Genomic DNA, 16,129 nt, shown 5'->3' with positions numbered 1-16,129 from the left:
GTTTATTCTTTTTCTTAATATTAAGTAATTCAGTTAATTAAGGTATTTTTTTTGGTTAAGAAAACAATAAATTGATTTTTATTAAGTTTTTTAAGCTAATACTCTTAATTTCTTAATGTTAAAAGTAAATCATAAATTTAAACAGACTCTTAAGGATTTATTTTAAAGAAATATTCGGATTACTGCTTAATAAATTTCTCAACCACTCTTCTTTGTCCATCTGTCGCACTGATGATATACGTTCCTTTCTGCAAGTCTGAGATATTCAGTTTTTCGTCAGATGACGATGAGCTTTTCAGGATCGATTGTCCCGCCATATTGATGATTTCAAAATCAATATTTTTGCTGTCTGAGCTTCGTACTGAAATATAATTCGTTGCCGGATTCGGATAAATTTCAACTTTTAAAGGTGTCAGGGTTGCATTTCTTGTAGAAAGGGTACCGCTGTTGTCTAAGAATTCAATAGCTGCCTGAATGTTCGGGAGAGGACCAATTTTTGTGGCTAAATTTCCACCCTGAGGAATTCCTGTATTGACCAAAAGGTTTTTCATTGCCGCCGGACTTAAAAACTGACCGGTAACCTGACGATAATACGACTGGATTAAAATAGCTGCAGAGGCTACAATGGGAGTTGCCGAGCTTGTTCCGCTGAAAAGAGTGTATTTTCTGTTGATATCTCCATCATAAGTTGCCCAGCTTCCATATCCTGCCGCCAAAACATTTTGCCCCCAACCTTGTACATCGACTCTCGTTCCGTACGTGCTGAAGCTTAATTTGAAATGGGCAGTGGTATTGCTTCCTGCTCCCACAATAATAGCACCGCTGTTTCCTCTTGCGTTATATGATGAATAGAAAGTAGCATCAAGATTTTCGTTACCGTTTCCTGCTGCTGCAATAATGATAATTCCGGAATCTGTCGCGGCTTTTGTTAAATCCCAAATAAGATTATCGTATTCTGCGGGTACGTAATTAGAATTTTGTCCTCCCGTCTGCATTTCATAGAGAATAATATCTCCTGCCTGAGAAGCGTTGATCGATCTCGTTACAGCAGCTACTCTATTGTAGGAAGAGGTTGTCCATTCCAGAAAACCTTTCATTTCAGGAACATTGTAGGCACTTCCTGAAAGTCCGATATTGTCTTTTCCTGAACCCATAATGCTCATGACGGCAGTTCCGTGATCCAGCCAGCTGTAATAAGAACTGCTGGGATTTGTTAATTGTGCATTGATTCCAACACCCGATTCTAACTGAATAGCATTGCGGTCGACCAACATTTCATGAGTCTTATGAAAGCCATATTCTACATCACGAACTCTCACATTTTGCCCTGTAATGCCTCTGGACCATGCATAATTTACATTAATCCCCGGATTGGCAAACAAATAAGTTTGTGAAGCTTCCAGATCAGGCGTGATCACAAAAGCTGCTGTTGCGGGTGGCTCAATCGGTTCGTTACTCAATAAAGAAGCGTATTCTATTTCAGAAAATTTTTCAAGGTTTTCTGCTAATTTCAGAATATCATCATTGTTTTGTACAGCAGATTCCACTTTGAAAATTCGTCTCAGTTTGTCAACAGATTCTTCTGATTTTCTGTTGTTTCTGCTGTCTGCTTTCATCTCATTCAGCTTTTTGTCGCTGAAACCGAGATCATTTACGAAAGAAATTCCGTTTCTCGTTACAAATTCTTTAAATTCCGGATTTTTGCTTAAAGTATAACCGACGATATCAGCAACAGCATTTGAATTTTTAGAAAAAGCAACGTAAAGGCTGTGCGAGTTTGAGTTTTTCTGTAGCTGGAATTGTCCTTTTCTGCTCTGTCCAAACGATAAGAAGAAGCAGAAAATTGCCAGGATCATAATTCTTTTTTTCATAGGCATTTTTTGGTTAAGTTTTTAGGAGATAAATGTAGTGATTTAATTTTATTTGCTTTTTGCAGAGAAGTTTATCCTGCAGAGGTTTTATCAGATTACCTAAAGAAAACGTCTTTCAAATGGTTGAAAGACGTTTGTATTTTTAAGCTAAAGATTATTTAAAATCTACCAGTTCGATATCAAAAATAAGAGCAGCTCCCGGAGGAATTACATTTCCGGCACCGTTGTCTCCGTAAGCCAGTTCGGCAGGGATGTAGAATCTGTATTTAGATCCTTTGCTCATCAGCTGCATACCTTCTGTCCAGCCTGCAATAACTCCAGAAAGGCTCAGATCAATAGGTTTACCGCCATTCTTATCGGTAGAATCGAAAACAGTTCCGTCCATTAGTTTTCCGGTGTACAATACGCTTGCGGTACTGGTTGCAACGGGTCTGTTTTTTCCGTCTCCTTCTTTTAATACTTCATATTGCAGACCGCTTGCGGTAGTTTTTATATTTTTGTTCAGCTTGTTTTTAGCAAGGAAATCTGCACTTTTCTTTTTGTTTTCTTCGGCTTTTACTTTTGCTTCAGCCTGTTTTTTCTCATTTTGCTTTTGCATGAATCCCTGTAAGAAAGATCCCATTTCTTCTTTCGGGAATAACGTCGGTTTGTCGGTAAGGCCGTCTTTTATCGCCTGAGCCAAAAGTTCAGGATCTGCAGGAAATCCCTGTCTTTTCATATTCTGGGCAATGTCCAGACCGATATAATAAGATGCTTTCTGATCGTCGGTATAAGATTTCTGAGCAAATGTAAGGTTTACTCCTGCAAGAAGAACTAAGGTAATTAACGTTTTTTTCATTGTTAAATGTAAATATATTTGGTTGCGAATTTACGCTTTTGTAATTGAATCCATCACAATGGTGACAGGGCCATCGTTGATTAATGAAACTTTCATGTCGGCACCAAAAATTCCGCTTTCGATTTTCAGACCGGATTTTGAAATTTCATCTTTAAAATACTCAAACAGCGGAATGGCCTGATCGGGTTTTGCGGCTTTAATGAAAGACGGGCGGTTGCCCTTTTTGTAATCGGCAATTAATGTGAATTGGCTGATACATAAGATTTCTCCTTTGATATCCTGAACAGAAAGATTCAGTTTATCATCTTCATCCCCAAAAATTCTCAGATTCAAAATTTTCTGAACAAGCCAGTCTGCATCAGATGTTGAATCATTTTCATCAATTCCTATCAAGAGCATTAATCCTTTTCCGATATCTCCGACAATTTTTCCGTCTACTTTTACATTTGATTCGGAAACTCTCTGTATGACGACTTTCATTAATAATAAATATTTAAATCTTTTGTTGAAGGATTATAATTATAAAGATAAGTTTTTGGAGGTATACCAGCAACTGCAGTTGGATCTCCTGTTAATAAAATCCATGTAGCATTATCCTTTGGACAAATAATGGTTTGATTATTATTTGTGACTTCAAGTGTTGTATTGATATCTGGACAAATATGAGGTGCATTCCTATCATATGCTTGAAATTGAGTGTCAGATCTTCTCACTATAATTAAGCCTCTGGTTCCAGTCTGTCCTGCTAAATTTAAGTATATCCATCCCCCTGGCTGGTTTAAATCAAAATAAGCGGGTTGATTAAGGTTTATCGTAACATTTACTGGTGCATTTGGAAAACAACTTACTGTATCTTGTGTATTACATGAGTTTAGGCTTAAATTACTGAAAACCAATAATGTGATGATAGATAATATTGAAAAAGTTTTTTTCATTTGAATTTAAATTTTTATATATTTGTAGAAATATAAACGATTATAACACGAAAAACATTGTCCGGCAAATGTCGGATTATTTTTTTATACTAAAACTAAATTTTGAAAATTATGGCAAGCTATGTTACAAAGGAGGGATTAGAGAAAATGAAAGCTGAGCTGGAACAGTTGGAAACTGTAGAAAGACCTAAAATTACCCAGCAAATCGCAGAAGCAAGAGACAAAGGAGATTTGTCTGAAAATGCTGAATATGATGCGGCGAAGGAAGCACAGGGAATGCTTGAAATGAGAATTTCTAAGCTTAAAGACGTTATTTCTACTTCAAAAATCATAGACGAAAGTCAGTTAGATACTTCAAAAGTTTCAATCCTTACAACGGTGAAACTAAAAAATAATGCAACCAAACAGGAGCAGGTATTCACATTGGTTCCTGATAATGAGAGCGATCTTAAATCGGGAAAAATCTCTGTAAACACCCCGATCGCAAAAGGATTGCTGGGAAAAGTTGTGGGTGAAACCGCAGATATTACGTTGCCAAACGGAAACAAACTGTCTTTTGAAGTATTAGACATTACTCTGTAAGAACGAAATCTAACTTCTAATCTCTGAAAATTTTAGAAAAAATGAGCACAATATTCACAAAAATCATCAAAGGCGAAATCCCTTCTTACAAAATTGCCGAAGATGAAAACTTTATTGCGTTTTTGGATGCAATGCCTTTGGTAAAAGGACATACACTGATAGTTCCCAAAAAAGAAGTTGATTTAATTTTTGATCTGGAGAGCGAAGAGTACAAAAACCTCTGGGGTTTTTCTCAGGAAGTGGCCAAAAAAATAAAAAAAGCAATTCCCTGTGTAAGAGTAGGAGTGGCTGTTGTAGGATTGGAAGTTCCCCATGCACACATTCATTTAATCCCCTTAAACCAGGTGGAAGATATGAATTTTAGAAATGAAAGATTAAAACTGACGAACGAAGAATATACAGAAATTCAGAATTCGATTATTAATTCTTAAAAAAAATAAACAGAAACTCGTAAAGCTAACTTTTACGAGTTTCTTCAATCTATACCTTATTATTTAGATATAAAAAATGAATTCAAACCAATGTTCTTTCTGCGGAAGAAAGAGAAATGAAGTGCAGATGCTGATTTCCGGACAAAACGGATTTATCTGCGAAAACTGTATCGAACAGGCGCATGCGATTGTAAAAGACAGTGGTTCAAAATCAGATTATGCTCCTGCAGAAAATATAGAAGAACTGAAAAAGCCTAAAGAGATTAAAGAATTTCTGGATCAGTATGTGATCGGGCAGGATCAGGCAAAAAAACAATTGTCGATAGCCGTTTACAATCACTATAAAAGGCTGCTTCACGCTAAAGATGAAAATAGAGAAGTGGAGCTGGAAAAATCAAATATCATCATGATTGGTGAAACGGGAACGGGAAAAACCTTATTGGCGAAAACCATTGCCAGAGAGCTGAATGTCCCTTTCTGTATTGTGGATGCCACTATTTTAACAGAAGCAGGTTATGTAGGGGAAGATGTTGAAAGTATCCTTTCCAGGCTATTAATGGTCGCAGATTATGATGTGGAGAAAGCGGAAAAAGGAATTGTATTTATTGATGAGATTGATAAAATTGCCAGAAAATCTGATAACCCGAGTATCACCAGAGACGTTTCCGGGGAAGGTGTTCAGCAGGGATTACTGAAATTACTGGAAGGAAGTATTGTGAATGTTCCGCCACAGGGAGGAAGAAAACATCCGGATCAGAAATATATTCAGGTCAATACTCAGAATATCTTGTTTATTGCGGGGGGAGCTTTCGACGGAATCAAAGAAATCATCGAGAGAAGAATGAACAAGCAGGCGATTGGTTTCAGTGCCGAAAAGATCAATAAAACCGATGAGGATGAGTATATATTAACAAATATTAATGCGATCGACCTTCGTTCTTTCGGATTAATTCCCGAACTTTTGGGAAGATTTCCGATCATTACTTACCTCGATAAACTCACAAAAGAGACGATGGTAAGAATTATGAAAGAGCCTAAAAACTCGATCGTGAATCAGTTTATAGAACTTTTCAAAATGGACGGGACGAATCTGGTGTTCACAGACCCTGCCATTGAAAGAATTGTAGAAGAGACTATGGAAAAAGGATTAGGAGCAAGAGGATTGAGGGGAACAACCGAAAAAGTGCTTGAAGACTACATGTTTTCTATAGGGGAAGACAAGGAAATTATCTTAACCGAAGACAATGTTTTGACGGGTAAATAAAATCTTTGTTTTTTAATAAAAAAGGTATACCTTTGCAAATGAGATATTGTGTTAATTTACAAGTGATTGTATCTTGACACATTTTTGATTTTGTTTAACACACAAATACTTTATACAATGAAAAAATGTTTATTAACTATTGGTTTGTTGGCACTCGCAATTTCTGTTCAGGCGCAGTCGGGAACAACAACGCTGACTGATGTGTCTACAGTGTATGTGAGTGAAGGTTCATTATTCTATTCAGGTGGTCAAATAAGAACTCTTGGAAGTGGTATGATGGATATTCACGGAAACGCTTATGTACAGGGATTTGCCGCTCCTGGTGGAATAATCGCTACAAGAAACGCCGACGATACTGACAATAAAATGGACGGCGGTAACATTGTTCTAAGACTTAACGATCCCGCTAATTATGATACATCTACATACGGTCAACTATATTTAGATGGCAATATTCAAGCTAATCCGGGTATTGTAAGTAAAGAATATAGAACAGCAAGACATGGTAATGGAAATTATTTCCAACAGATTGCCATACCTTTTGCACAAAAACAATATAGCAGTCTGTCCACAGAATTAGGTAAAACATTCAGTACTTCAAGATGGACACAAAATGAAATTCTGTATTGGAACAATGCAAATGTTGTTTCGAATAATGTTGCTAATTTAAATTCAACTACAGGCAATGGAACTGGAGGAATTATTGCGGTTACTCCAAATTCAGTAGCAGGATATTATATGTTAGGATCAAGCAATAACAATCTTGATTTAAGTACACCACCGGCTACTTTGCCAACCATTGCGCCAACTCCTACAGGTTCAGTATATACTATCCACGGGAGACCTCATAGTTTAAATAATACATATACAGTTACTTTACAAAATGCAGGAAATGCAGTAAGTTTTGGAACAAATGGTAGTGCGACCAACGAATACGGAGAAACGTATTATTCATATCTTCAGGATCAGTTCAGCAATACGACAGGAATTTTTCAGGGAGACTATGGTAAAAATATTTATCAGTTTGGTAATCCTTTCTTTACCAATATAGATTTATCAAGAATCGGTTATACAGAAGGTGCTACTACAGGTGACGGAAATGCTGTTTCCAATATCTGGGGTGTTAAATATACAGCAGGTACTGTAGTAACCTATCCTAATAGCAGTGGAACAGGATCTGCTACGTATGCAACCGGAGCACAAACTCAGACCTTTACTTTAGCTGGAGTTCCTGTTGGGGATGCGGGTCTTATCATCAAGCCGATGCAGACTTTTGTATTGAAACTGAGAGATAATACACCGCAAACTTTAAATTTTGGAACTTTAAGAAGATTTGCAGGAACGGTAAGAGCAGACGGTACCAATTATGATGTTACTGCTGCAAAAGGAGGAGCTGCAAAAGGATATACCGGAGGTGTAAAACAATTAGGTATTATTGCTTTAGATGCTGCCGGAAAAGAAATTGGAAGAACGTATTACGTAGTAAGTCCTGATATGACGACAGGTCATCAGACTGCCAGTACTACTACTGTTCAGGCAGGAGCTTCAGGAGCAGATGTGATCGGTACTTTCGAGGAGGCACCAACTGGAGGTTATGATAACAACAATATGAATTACTGGTTGTATATCAACGAGGCTAACGAGGTGAATTTCTTAGGGAAAAATGTTAAGCTTGTTAATTACAACACAACAGCTGCAACATCATACAAATTTGAAATTAAAGAAAACGCAGAACCAATAGCAAACGGCGCTCATGCCCTTTCTTCGGGAATCGGTTTCTATTATAAAGCCCCTAACGGAACAGTACAGCAGGCAAAACAGGGCGAAACTATTCCTGTAACAGCTGCGGTTTATGATATATATTATGGAAGTCCAAGCAATGTAGTACTTGCAACAGACGAAAAAGCGGATTCTTCTGTAAAAACATTGGTTCTTTTCAATCCGGCAATCGACAACTATATTGTAAGATTTGATCCGAAGTGGAAAAAAGCAGATATTGAAGTTTATGATATGAGTGGTAAACTTGTTATTTCTAAAAAAGCAGTAAGCACATCATCAGACTATGTACTAGAATTAGACAGCAAACTGAAAAATTCTTACATCGTAAAAGTTGTTTCTGACAAAGGAGAAATTGTTAACACCAAAATCTTAAAATAATATCTATGAAAACTATTAATAAACTAGTCTACGCTTTTTTACTTATCACAGTATCATTGCTGAATGCCCAGTTACCGGGTGATGTAACCCCTTCGAATCCAGGAGGAGGGAGTACTGGAGGATCCGGAACAGGAGCTCCGCCATTGAAATCGCCTATCGATATGTATGTGATAGGATTAGGAATTATCGCGATTATGCTTATCGTATTCTTTACGAAAAAGTATACTGCTAAGAAAATATAATACAATAAATAAAAAAATTCTCTGATTAGTCGGAGAATTTTTTTTATTTTTACATTGTAAAAAATTCATATAAGATATGATGGATGAATTTTGATTTTTAATCATTAAAATTCTCCTTGCGATTTTATTTAATTGATTATTAACACAAAAAATAATTAACAATGAGAAAAAGTTTATTAACTATTGCTTTGTTAGCCGCTATAGTCTCTGTTCAGGCGCAGTTACATATAGACGATACGGCTAGTACTTATGTAAGTGAAGGCACGTTGGTTTACAACAATGGGGCTCTGCAGACCAGAGGTTCCGGAATGCTTGACATACATGGAAATGTGATAGCTGAAAGTTCTGTAGGAGGGACTACCGGAATCCGGACATTGGATTTAAATGGAGATCCTAAAACAGATGGAGGAAATATCGTTCTTCGATTGAATGATCCTGCTAATTATGCCACCTCAACATATGGACAGTTATTCATTGCAGGATCAAATAATCAGCTTAATACACCGGGAATTATCAGTAAGGAGTATAGAACTGCAAGACATGGTAATGGGAATTACTTCCAGCAGATTGCTTTGCCATTCATGAATAAAACATTTGCATCTTTATCTACTGAATTAGGAAAGACATTCAGTCCAAACCGATGGACTCAAAATGAAATCTTATATTGGAACAATACCAATGTAGTTTCCAATCATATTACTGATTTGAATTCAGTAATATCAATTGGAGGGGTGGGGACGAATTTGATTAATGGAGCAAATTATTTCATGTTGGGTTCAAGTAATAATAACTTAGATTTAAGTACTCCACCAGCAACGATGCCAACTATCGCACCAACACCTACAGGAACTGTTTATACATTGCATGGAAGGGCATATGCACCTAACGCAGCACAGGAAACTGCCACACTACAGAATGCGGGTAACGGTATAAATTTCGGGACAAATGGTAATGCGACCAACCAGTACGGAGAAACATATTATTCTTATCTTCAGGATCAGTTCAGCAACACCACTGGAGCTTTTTCAAATGCTGATTACGGCAGAAATATTTATCAGTTTGGAAATCCATATTTTACCAATATCGATTTGTCAAGAATCGGATATACCGAATCGGGAACGGGTGATGGAAATGCAGTTTCCAATATCTGGGGAGTTAAATATACAGCAGGAACTGTTGTAACATATCCGACTTCATCAGGAGGAGCTGCTACGTATGCAACCGGAGCACAGACTCAGACCTTTACAGCTGCCGGTGTTCCTGTAGGAGATGAAGGTCTTATCATCAAGCCAATGCAGACTTTTGTATTGAAGCTGAGAGACAATACCCCTCAGACTCTGAACTTCGCAACGTTAAGAAGATTTGCGGGAACGGTAAGAGCAGACGGAACCAATTATGATGTTACTGCTGCAAAAGGAGGAGCTGCTAAAACGTATACAGGAGGCGTAAAACAGTTAGGCGTTATTGCCTTAGATGCTGCCGGAAAGGAAATAGGAAGAACGTATTATGTAGTAAGTCCTGATATGACAACAGGTCACCAGACTTCTAGTGCAACATCTGTTCAGGCAGGAGCTTCAGGAGCAGATGTGATCGGTACTTTCGAAGAAGCACCAAACGGAGGTTACGACAATAACAATACAAATTACTGGCTGTATATCAATGAAGCTAACGAAAACAATTTCTTAGGGAAAAACGTGAAGCTTGTAACATACAATATGGCAGCCGTAAAATCTTATAAATTTGAAATTAAAGAAAATGCTGAACCGATAGCAAATGGCGTTCATGCTCTTTCTTCGGGAATCGGTTTCTATTATAAAGCATCCAACGGAACAGTACAGCAGGCAAAACAGGGAGAAACTATTCCTGTGACAGCAGCGGTATATGACCTGTATTACGGAAGCCCAAGCAATGTAGTACTTGCAACGGATGAAAAAGCGAATGCTTCTGTAAAAACATTGGTTCTTTTCAACCCGGCAATCGACAACTATATTGTAAGATTTGATCCGAACTGGAAAAAAGCAGATATTGAAGTTTATGATATGAGTGGTAAACTTGTTATTTCTAAAAAAGCAGTAAGCACATCATCAGACTATGTACTAGAATTAGACAGCAAACTGAAAAATTCTTACATCGTAAAAGTTGTTTCTGACAAAGGAGAAATTGTTAACACCAAAATCTTAAAATAATATCTATGAAAACTATTAATAAACTAGTCTACGCTTTTTTACTTATCACAGTATCATTGCTGAATGCCCAGTTACCGGGTGATGTAACCCCATCGAATCCAGGGGGAGGGAGTACAGGAGGATCCGGAACAGGAGCTCCACCATTGAAATCGCCTATCGATATGTATGTGATAGGATTAGGAGTTATCGCGATTATGCTGATCCTATTCTTTACGAAAAAGTATAGCTCGAAAAAGGCATAAAATTTTATTAAAATAATATTAAACTCTCTGATTAGTCGGAGAGTTTTTTTATTTTTACGTTATGAAAAAGATTTTTACAACATCAGCTTTACTGGCTGCATTTTCATTACAGGCACAGTTTACGGTTACCATTCAGGCTCCTGCCGATTTCAAAGATCAAGATGCAATTTTATATACTCTAAACGGTTCTAAGGATATTATTTTTTCTAAAGAACAAAGCAAGAATAATACCTGGACTTTCAAGTACCCTAAAAACTATATGGGAATGATGAAAGTATATTTTCCGGGATCCAATAATACCTTTAATTTTATTTCTGAAAATAAAAATGTAAATGTAAAGCTGGAAACACAGGGTAACAAGGTAAAAGACATCGTATATCTTGACGAGGCGAACAGCGTGATGAGTAAACTTCAGGAAGGTTCTCAAAAGAAAGAATTAATTCTTCCGGCACTGTCTCAGATCAAAGAATATTATAAAGACAATACAGATTTTGGAAAGGCTTTAAAAATTGAAATCAGCAGGCTCTCCGGAAATGCTGACGGTATTGATCAGACTCAGCATCCTTTTGTATATTATTATAATACCAATTATGCCAAATATCTTTCTAATGACGCTGCGAAAAAAGTAAGTCAGGATGATGTTATTAATTTTATAGACAAATCAAACGATATGCTGGAAACCTCGTCTTTATTAAGACCGGTTTTGGTGAGCTATCTTAATAACGGAGGCAACACAAATGTTACCGGCTCTGTTGATAAACTATTAGACAGATTAAAAGTTGAGACTCCAAGAGGACAAACGGTTTTATCTGAACTGATCGATGTTTTTGATGCTTATGACATGCAGGAATTTAAAGATAAATATCTAAACCTTGCCAAAAATCTTAAATGTACAATTACAGACAGATTAGCAACAACACTAAAGTCTAATGCGAATGTGGATATGGGAGCGGTTTTCCCAAATAATAAATTCCAGACGGCTACAAATACTACAGCTAAATCTCTTCATGATATTAAAGCTGATAAAAAGATCGTTATTTTCTGGTCTTCTACCTGCTCACATTGTGAAACTGAGCTTCCCCAGCTATTGGCAAAATATAATGATTTGAAGAGTAAGAATGTTCAGGTGGTAGGCTTATCTTTGGATGTTGATAAAGATTCTTATTCTAAAAAGATCTCTGCATTTCCTTGGGTAAATGATTCTGAATTGAGAGGATGGAACAGCAGTTATGTAGAAACTTATAATGTTCATGCAACGCCAACGTATTTTATTTTGGATGCTAACAATAAGATAATCAATAAACCAGAGCATGTTGGGGATGTTTTAGAATATTTTAAGTTGAAATAAATTTGGAGGGAGTAAATATTTTTGTATATTTGCACCACCAAAACGGCGAGGTAGCTCAGTTGGTTAGAGCGCAGGATTCATAACCCTGAGGTCACGGGTTCAATTCCCGTCTTCGCTACAATAGCGAAAAAAACCGAAACATTTGTTTCGGTTTTTTTGTTTGTATATAATTGGTATATTTAACTCTGATACCCCAATAATTTTCTGATCTGGTAGAAAAATCGTTCTATTAACCTCAGATCCTGGGTTACGATTTCTGCATTTCCTTTTAGTTCTTTATCAAAGACCAGATTTTTGTTATAGCTTGTTTTTAATCCCTTAGGAAGAAGAACGTCTACATAATAATTTCCGTCTTTATCTGGTGACAAAGAGATATTCTGTACTTTTCCCTCTACAATACCGTATTCCTGATATCGGTAGTTATCCAGTTTAATTAAAACCTTTTCCCCAGAAGCAATCTTTCCTGAATTAATGGCCGGGACAGACATTCTGCCTACCAACTTTTCGCGGTTTTTAGGAAGGATGGAAAGTATCGCGTCTCCGGCCTTTATAAACTGATTTTCGCCAAGAAACTGCTGAAAGCTTACAGTTCCTTCAGTATTGGAAATAATGAGGTAATTTTGCTCCCATTGCTTTAATGATCTTCTTAGCTGTTCAAATAGCTGTAACGTTTGAGAAGAGTAGGTGATCTTATCTTTTTCGGTATTGATGGCTGCTCCGCTTTTAGTTCTGTTTACATTCGATATTCCTTCCTCCATCTGGGAAAGTGAAATATTAATATTCTCGAGACTTTGCTGGGCCTGTAAGAATTTTATTTTTTCGTTTTCAAGTTCTACGGAAGCAATAACACCTTGCCTGTGAAGTTCCTGAGAACGCTGATAATTTTTTTTTGTAAGCTCATATTTAGCCTCTTCAAGTTTCTTTTGCTGTTGTGTTGTAGTAATTCGGGTTCTATATTCCGAAAGACTTTGATTGGCGGCTAAATTTTCCGGAGCATAGGGCTGAAGCCTTGTAAATAAAGCTTCATCCTGAAATGCTTTTGCAAAGCTGTTGTAATCTCCCTGCAACTCACCAAGTTTGAAATGTGAGGCCTTGCTTAAAGGAAATCTTCCCAGTGCATCAGGAGAAATAGAATCAACAATTTGTTTGAGTTCTAATACATCTTGATAATTGGCTGTAGACTGCATCACCATTAATACATCATTTTTCTTGACATTCTGATGATCTTTAATCATGATCTTCTCTATTTTAGAATTGATACGGGCTTCTAATTTTTCAGGGGGATTCTGAGAGGTTACAACGATAGGAGCCGGAATAAATTCCGGATATTTGATGACATAGCTCATTATTAAAATGAGAACCAGTATTAAAAAAATGATGGTATTTCCCCAGCGTATCATCCAATGCGGTGGCTGCGTCAAGATATCCTGAACGCTTTCCGAACGTAATTCTATATTATCTAAAATGTCTTTTTCCATAGTTAAATTTAAGCAATCTCCAAAATCAGGAGATTGCTTTTACTTTGAATTGATGATATTCAAAAAGTATAATTTTTTAAATGCTATTATATTAGCTGCAAACTTTTGAATAAAAATTACCATGTATATCTACACAAGCTTGCTCAAGTACATCGTATACATCATTCAGCAAACATCTGCAGTCATAGATGCTATCATCCGGATAATATGGTCCACCAGCTCCTTTTACCTTTTTCATTTCTTTTCTTGAGATTTTTTTTAGATTTTTCATTGTAATAAATTTGGTATTTTCCTACTCTTTAAGCTTTTCGGATGCCGCTTATTTTTAAATTTAATTTCCTAATTCCAATTGATTTTTCACCAATCTGTAATATTCTCCTTTTAAAGATACCAATTCTGCATGGTTTCCTTCTTCTACTACTTTCCCTCTGTCTAAAACGATAATTTTGTCGGCATGCTTTACTGTAGAAAGCCTGTGAGCAATCACGACTGCTGTTTTACCTTTAAAGAACTGTTCGAGATTCTCCATAATAATCTTTTCATTATTGGCATCTAAGGCGGAAGTTGCTTCATCGAATAAAATATATTCGGGGGATTTGTATACGGCTCTCGCAATAAAAAGCCTCTGTTTTTGCCCGCCACTTATTCCAACGCCTTCGTTTCCGATTTTTGTATTGTAGCTTAATGGTAATTCCTCAATAAAATCTTTAATGTTAGCGATTTCAACAGATCTTCTCAGCTTTTGCTTATCCACATGATCTTCACCGACAGCAATATTGTTGGCAATGGTATCATTAAAAACATAGCCTTCCTGCATTACAACACCGCAATGGTCTCTCCAGAATCTTGGCGAAATATTTTTAAGTTTGGTATTTCCAAGTCTTATTTCACCTTCGGAAGGTTCATAAAATTTCATCAAAAGCTTTAACAAAGTAGTTTTTCCGCTTCCGCTGGCTCCTACAATCGCCGTAGTTTTTTGATAAGGAATACTCAGGCTGAGATTTTCAAAGACAAACGCATCAGATCCTGTATATCTGAAGGTAAGATTATCTACTTCTATATCTTTTTCAGGAAGATCATGGCTGTAATGCTCGTCCTTATTTTCTTCATCATCTTTATTGTGGATTTCTCCGAGCCTTTCAAGTGATATTTTGGCATCCTGAAATTGTTTGATGAAATCGATAAGCTGTAGCAAGGGACTGTTTAATTGTCCCATGATATATTGTACGGAAAGCATCATCCCTAATGTAAGATTACCGTCTAAAACCAATTTTGCAGACAGAAAACTTACTAAAATATCTTTGATCTGGTTGATGAAATTTCCTCCAACCGATTGCCACTGTTCTAAAGACAGAGACTTTATTCTTATTTTAAATAATTTTACCTGTAAAAATTCCCAATCCCAGCGTTTCTGTTTTTCGGCATTATGCATTTTTATTTCTTGCATCCCGTTGATAAGTTCGATAACTTTGCTCTGCTCTTCAGAAACCTGTGAAAATCTTTTATAATCCAGCTCTTTTCTTTTGCCCAGGAAAAAACTGATCCATCCTATATAAGCTCCGGCTCCTATCAGGTAAACTATAAACAGCCTGTAATCATAAAATAGCAGGACAATACTGAAAATAATGAGATTCACCATAGAAAACAAAGTGTTCAGAGAAGAACTTGTAAGGAGTTGTTCTATTCTGTGGTGATCGTTAATTCTCTGCATAATATCCCCTGTCATTCGGGTATCAAAAAAACTGATGGGCAGTTTCATTAATTTGATAAAGAAATCGGAAATAATAGAAATATTAATTCTGGATGATAGGTGCAGCAAAATCCAGCTACGGATGATCTCAATTCCCATTCTTCCTATAAAAAGCATAACCTGAGCCAATAAAACAAGATAAATAAAATTAAGATCCTGATTCTGGATTCCGACATCTACAATGCTCTGGGTAAGAAACGGAAAAATAAGAGACAGTAAACTCCCTGCCAAAAGTCCCACAGCAAGCTGAATGACTAAAGATTTATATTTCAGCAGATATTTTGAGAGAAAAGAAAAACTGGCCTTGCTCTCCTGGCTGTCGAATTCAGTTTGAAAGAAAGAAGGCGTGGTTTCTAAAATCAATACAATTCCTTCTTCTGTTTTCTCATTGGCATTTTCTCCGATCCAGGATCTTATAAATTCTTCTTTTGTATAGGAAATCAGGCCGTATCCGGGGTCCGAGATATAGACCGTATTATTTTTATCAATTTTATAGACAACAACAAAGTGATTTTTGTTCCAGTGGGCAATACAGGGAAGAGGAACTTCCTCAGCAAGCGACTCAAAATTGATCTGAACTCCCAATGAACGGAACCCGAGATCTTCGGCAGCATCACTCAATCCAAGTAAGCTGCTTCCTTCTCTGGTCGTTTCTGAAAGATTACGAATTTGTTGTAAAGAAATGCTTTTACCGTAATGTTTACTTACGATACGGAGACATGTAGGGCCACAGTCTTTAGAGTCTGGCTGGCGAAAAAAGGGAAAGGATTTCTTCAATGAAATAACGTTTTATATTTAAAACAAG

General features: G+C 36.7%; 15 protein-coding genes and 1 tRNA gene. 9 read left to right on the top strand and 7 right to left on the bottom strand.

All coding sequences use genetic code 11. The features are described 5' to 3' along the window. Positions 1-179 precede the first annotated feature (179 nt). From BUA89_RS03785 to BUA89_RS03770, 4 genes are all read right to left on the bottom strand, one after another. The gene (locus BUA89_RS03785; protein ID WP_178362426.1) at positions 180-1,871 is read right to left on the bottom strand and encodes a S8 family peptidase; all 1,692 of its coding nucleotides are present in this window, start codon (positions 1,869-1,871) and stop codon (positions 180-182) included. Between the two features lie 154 nt (positions 1,872-2,025). Further along, complete coding sequence (locus BUA89_RS03780) at positions 2,026-2,709, bottom strand: FKBP-type peptidyl-prolyl cis-trans isomerase N-terminal domain-containing protein (protein WP_072953315.1); 684 nt, start codon at positions 2,707-2,709, stop codon at positions 2,026-2,028. 30 nt (positions 2,710-2,739) lie between these two features. Next, on the bottom strand, positions 2,740-3,189 hold the full coding sequence (gene dtd, locus BUA89_RS03775; RefSeq protein WP_072953314.1) for a D-aminoacyl-tRNA deacylase: 450 nt from the start codon (positions 3,187-3,189) through the stop codon (positions 2,740-2,742). After that, entirely contained in the window at positions 3,189-3,644 is a 456-nt protein-coding gene (locus BUA89_RS03770; RefSeq protein WP_072953313.1) for a hypothetical protein, read from the bottom strand. Before BUA89_RS03770 ends, dtd begins: the two co-directional genes overlap by 1 nt. A gap of 111 nt (positions 3,645-3,755) precedes the next feature. On the opposite strand from BUA89_RS03770, the gene greA reads away from it, so the two are divergent. The 9 genes from greA (at position 3,756) to BUA89_RS03725 (ending at position 12,214) form a co-directional block, all read left to right on the top strand. Beyond that, positions 3,756-4,226, top strand: coding sequence for a transcription elongation factor GreA (gene greA / locus BUA89_RS03765; RefSeq protein ID WP_072953312.1), 471 nt, complete (start codon positions 3,756-3,758; stop codon positions 4,224-4,226). Between the two features lie 41 nt (positions 4,227-4,267). After that, positions 4,268-4,657, top strand: coding sequence for an HIT family protein (locus BUA89_RS03760; protein WP_072953311.1), 390 nt, complete (start codon positions 4,268-4,270; stop codon positions 4,655-4,657). 76 nt (positions 4,658-4,733) lie between these two features. Next, positions 4,734-5,921 carry an ATP-dependent Clp protease ATP-binding subunit ClpX gene (clpX, locus tag BUA89_RS03755; protein WP_072953310.1) on the top strand — a complete coding sequence of 396 codons (1,188 nt, stop codon included), beginning with the start codon at positions 4,734-4,736 and terminating at the stop codon, positions 5,919-5,921. A gap of 117 nt (positions 5,922-6,038) precedes the next feature. After that, on the top strand, positions 6,039-8,078 hold the full coding sequence (locus tag BUA89_RS03750) for a T9SS type A sorting domain-containing protein (protein ID WP_083531596.1): 2,040 nt from the start codon (positions 6,039-6,041) through the stop codon (positions 8,076-8,078). Between the two features lie 5 nt (positions 8,079-8,083). Beyond that, on the top strand, positions 8,084-8,320 hold the full coding sequence (locus tag BUA89_RS03745) for a signal peptidase (RefSeq protein WP_072953309.1): 237 nt from the start codon (positions 8,084-8,086) through the stop codon (positions 8,318-8,320). 161 nt (positions 8,321-8,481) lie between these two features. Continuing rightward, complete coding sequence (locus BUA89_RS03740) at positions 8,482-10,506, top strand: T9SS type A sorting domain-containing protein (protein ID WP_083531595.1); 2,025 nt, start codon at positions 8,482-8,484, stop codon at positions 10,504-10,506. A gap of 5 nt (positions 10,507-10,511) precedes the next feature. Further along, positions 10,512-10,748 (top strand): signal peptidase, encoded by a 237-nt coding sequence (locus BUA89_RS03735; RefSeq protein ID WP_072953308.1) that lies wholly within the window; start codon positions 10,512-10,514, stop codon positions 10,746-10,748. A gap of 61 nt (positions 10,749-10,809) precedes the next feature. Continuing rightward, positions 10,810-12,096 carry a peroxiredoxin family protein gene (locus BUA89_RS03730; RefSeq protein WP_072953307.1) on the top strand — a complete coding sequence of 429 codons (1,287 nt, stop codon included), beginning with the start codon at positions 10,810-10,812 and terminating at the stop codon, positions 12,094-12,096. A 44-nt stretch (positions 12,097-12,140) separates the two neighbouring features. Then, positions 12,141-12,214 (top strand) — tRNA-Met (locus BUA89_RS03725). Between the two features lie 61 nt (positions 12,215-12,275). Here the strand turns inward: BUA89_RS03725 and BUA89_RS03720 are convergent. From BUA89_RS03720 to BUA89_RS03710, 3 genes are all read right to left on the bottom strand, one after another. After that, a complete protein-coding gene (locus BUA89_RS03720) occupies positions 12,276-13,574 on the bottom strand; it encodes an HlyD family secretion protein (protein ID WP_072953306.1) in 1,299 nt (432 codons plus the stop codon). Between the two features lie 91 nt (positions 13,575-13,665). Beyond that, entirely contained in the window at positions 13,666-13,845 is a 180-nt protein-coding gene (locus BUA89_RS03715) for a bacteriocin-like protein (protein WP_072953305.1), read from the bottom strand. Between the two features lie 60 nt (positions 13,846-13,905). Continuing rightward, a complete protein-coding gene (locus tag BUA89_RS03710; protein ID WP_072953304.1) occupies positions 13,906-16,101 on the bottom strand; it encodes a peptidase domain-containing ABC transporter in 2,196 nt (731 codons plus the stop codon). Positions 16,102-16,129: the final 28 nt, after the last annotated feature.

The organism is Chryseobacterium arachidis, from assembly GCF_900129245.1.
GTDB classification, from domain to species: Bacteria; Bacteroidota; Bacteroidia; order Flavobacteriales; family Weeksellaceae; genus Chryseobacterium; species Chryseobacterium arachidis.
The sequence above is the reverse complement of the archived record's forward strand: the minus strand, read 5'-3'. Positions and strand labels throughout refer to the sequence as shown.

Coding starts and splice junctions, on each gene's coding strand:
- BUA89_RS03785 (WP_178362426.1), bottom strand. CDS start 1,871: ATGAAAAAAAGAATTATGATCCTGGCAATTTTCTGCTTCTTCTTATCG.
- BUA89_RS03780 (WP_072953315.1), bottom strand. CDS start 2,709: ATGAAAAAAACGTTAATTACCTTAGTTCTTCTTGCAGGAGTAAACCTT.
- dtd (WP_072953314.1), bottom strand. CDS start 3,189: ATGAAAGTCGTCATACAGAGAGTTTCCGAATCAAATGTAAAAGTAGAC.
- BUA89_RS03770 (WP_072953313.1), bottom strand. CDS start 3,644: ATGAAAAAAACTTTTTCAATATTATCTATCATCACATTATTGGTTTTC.
- greA (WP_072953312.1), top strand. CDS start 3,756: ATGGCAAGCTATGTTACAAAGGAGGGATTAGAGAAAATGAAAGCTGAG.
- BUA89_RS03760 (WP_072953311.1), top strand. CDS start 4,268: ATGAGCACAATATTCACAAAAATCATCAAAGGCGAAATCCCTTCTTAC.
- clpX (WP_072953310.1), top strand. CDS start 4,734: ATGAATTCAAACCAATGTTCTTTCTGCGGAAGAAAGAGAAATGAAGTG.
- BUA89_RS03750 (WP_083531596.1), top strand. CDS start 6,039: ATGAAAAAATGTTTATTAACTATTGGTTTGTTGGCACTCGCAATTTCT.
- BUA89_RS03745 (WP_072953309.1), top strand. CDS start 8,084: ATGAAAACTATTAATAAACTAGTCTACGCTTTTTTACTTATCACAGTA.
- BUA89_RS03740 (WP_083531595.1), top strand. CDS start 8,482: ATGAGAAAAAGTTTATTAACTATTGCTTTGTTAGCCGCTATAGTCTCT.
- BUA89_RS03735 (WP_072953308.1), top strand. CDS start 10,512: ATGAAAACTATTAATAAACTAGTCTACGCTTTTTTACTTATCACAGTA.
- BUA89_RS03730 (WP_072953307.1), top strand. CDS start 10,810: ATGAAAAAGATTTTTACAACATCAGCTTTACTGGCTGCATTTTCATTA.
- BUA89_RS03720 (WP_072953306.1), bottom strand. CDS start 13,574: ATGGAAAAAGACATTTTAGATAATATAGAATTACGTTCGGAAAGCGTT.
- BUA89_RS03715 (WP_072953305.1), bottom strand. CDS start 13,845: ATGAAAAATCTAAAAAAAATCTCAAGAAAAGAAATGAAAAAGGTAAAA.